This window comes from Blastomonas sp. CCH1-A6 (assembly GCF_001556365.1).
In the GTDB taxonomy this organism is placed as follows: Bacteria; Pseudomonadota; Alphaproteobacteria; order Sphingomonadales; family Sphingomonadaceae; genus Blastomonas; species Blastomonas ursincola.
On sequence record NZ_LSIS01000332.1, the window covers coordinates 1 to 2,433 of the forward strand.

Here is a 2,433-nt window from a genome sequence, read left to right on the forward strand (position 1 = left end):
CTCTTCGTCGGCCCCGACCTGCCTGCGTTCGCCTCAAAGCGTCGCCGATCGCGTCACGCGACCCGCCAGGTCCTCTATTTCGGTCATTTTGGTTAACAATTCGTCAAGCGCCGCCGTGACCAGCTGCTGCGCGGACTGTCCGCTGACCGCGCTCGCCAATCGCAGCTTGAGATGACGGTCGGCATCGAGCCGCAGCGTGAAGGCCGCGCGGCGGGCCGAGGACTGGACCGCGGCGGCCACGACTTCCTGCATCACCGCCTGCTTGCGCTTGCGCTGGCGGACCGCAGGGACCGGCGCTGCGACCGGTTCGGGCACCGCGATCGCGGCCACGGGCTCGGGCACAGGGACCGGCGCGGGCGCGATCTCGGGCTGGAGGTCCAGCTCGGGTGCGGCGACCGGTTCGGGGGCCGCAACGGGCTCGGCGAGGCGCTCGGCAATCTCGGCCTGCTGGCGCACGACATCGGGCACGACGGGCGCCATCTCCGGCACCGGCTCGCCGGGCACTGCATCGGGGATCGCGCCGGCAAGCAGGTTGCCATAATGCGGCGCGCGCTCCTCGTGCGCGGGATCGACATCATAGCCCATGTCGTTCCAGCCCAGATCGTCCTGCAGGCCATGCACGCCGGGCGTCAGCCCTGCGGTGCCGAGCGTGCCGAGACCGTCCATGCCCTGGCGGCGCATCGCGGGGCGCGCGGCCCCCTTGCGCGCGAGCAGGCCGGACGAGAGCGATGCCATTGGTTTGGGTTCGGCCATAAAGCTCATCCTTGCCCCCGTAACTGCATCACGATCCGGCCACGCGGCGACCGAAGCCGCCCATCGGGCGGATGGCGCCAGGCGCGACGGGCGCATTGGGCACGGCAAAGACGGTGCGGCGGAAATTCTTTTCCAGCCGGTCCGAGATATAGGTCCACAAGGCGCGCACCTCTCCGGCCGACTTGCCATTGGGGTCGACCTCCATCACCGTGCGGCCATCGATCATCGAGGCGGCAAAGTCGGTGCGGTGGTGCAGCGTCGTCGGCGCGACTGTCCCATGCTGGGACAGGGCGACTGCGGCTTCGGAGGTGATCCGCGCCTTGGGCGTGGCGGCGTTGACGACGAAGATCAGCGGCTTGCCCGCGCGCTCGCACAGGTCGACCGTCGCGCCGACCGCGCGCAGATCGTGCGGGCTCGGACGGGTCGGCACCACGATCAGCTCGGCGACCGAGATCACCGACTGGATCGCCATAGTGATCGCAGGGGGGGTATCGATGACGGCGAGCTTGAACCCCTGCTGGCGCAGGATCGCAAGGTCAGCAGGAAGCCGGGCGACCGTGGTCTGCGCAAAAGCGGGATATTCGGGCTCGCGCTCGTTCCACCAGTCGGCGAGCGAGCCTTGCGGATCGATGTCGATCAGCACCACCGGGCCATCGCCAGCCAGCTGCGCCTGCACGGCCAGATGACCCGAAAGGGTCGTCTTGCCCGATCCTCCTTTTTGAGATGCCAAAGCGAGTACGCGCACTCCAAACCCCCTGTCCGGTCCATTCGGTTAAGGGGAAAATGCGCGGAGGCAGCTAATTTTGAGTTAACACGGACCTTGCCATGGCATCGGAGGGCCGGGATTTCGGGGCTCTGGAGCAGTCTTCAACCCGTCTTGATGCAGGCGTAAACGCTTTGCTAACGTGTCGGTAACTATAGCGGTTTACGCCAGCAAGGCCCGGTGCGCCCGGTTTGCAGCGGCATTTCCGCCCGATAAGGTCGGCACACGGTTTTACCATATGCGATGGAGCAAGACCCGCATGGCACGTTCGACAAAATTTTCCCGCAATTTCGCTGTCTTGGCTGCAGCAGCGGCGACTATCGCGCTGTCCAGCCCGGCGCTGGCCGATGTCAAGGCCGGGGTCGATGCCTGGGAACGCGGCGAATTCGCCAAGGCCGTCGAGGAATGGCGTGACCCTGCGGCCAAGGGCGATGCCGATGCGCAGTTCAATCTCGGCCAGGCCTACAAGCTGGGTCGCGGCGTGCCGATGGACCTCAAGCAGGCCGAAGCCTGGTACAAGAAGGCCGCCGATCGCGGTCATGTCCAGGCGGCGGACAATTACGGTCTGGTGCTGTTCCAGGACAATCGCCGCGAAGAGGCGATGCCCTATATCCGCGCCTCGGCCGACCGGGGCGAGCCGCGCGCGCAATATGTGCTGGGCACCGCGATGTTCAACGGCGACATCGCCGAGAAGGACTGGGTGCGCGCCTATGCGCTGATGACCCGTGCCTCGGCGCAGGGCCTTCCCCAGGCCTCGCGCAGCCTGGCGACGATGGACAAGTACATCCCGCTCGCCGAGCGGACCAAGGGCACGCAGCTTGCCGCGCAGCTCGAGCGCGACGCCGTGTCCGAACGCCAGAAGCTCGCGGGCGCCGCTGCTGGCCTGAAGGTCACCGATACCGCGACCGGCTTGGCGG

The 2,433-nt window shown here is 67.2% G+C and carries 3 protein-coding genes; 1 reads left to right on the forward strand and 2 read right to left on the reverse strand.

Annotation, left to right across the window (positions count from 1 at the left end):
• Positions 1-33 precede the first annotated feature (33 nt).
• A complete protein-coding gene (locus tag AX735_RS16080) occupies positions 34-753 on the reverse strand; it encodes a hypothetical protein (protein ID WP_082751158.1) in 720 nt (239 codons plus the stop codon).
• Between the two features lie 28 nt (positions 754-781).
• A complete protein-coding gene (locus tag AX735_RS16085; RefSeq protein WP_023839567.1) occupies positions 782-1,498 on the reverse strand; it encodes a ParA family protein in 717 nt (238 codons plus the stop codon).
• Between the two features lie 277 nt (positions 1,499-1,775).
• On the opposite strand from AX735_RS16085, the gene AX735_RS16090 reads away from it, so the two are divergent.
• On the forward strand, positions 1,776-2,433 hold a 658-nt coding region (locus AX735_RS16090), incomplete at its 3' end, for a tetratricopeptide repeat protein (RefSeq protein WP_231750147.1).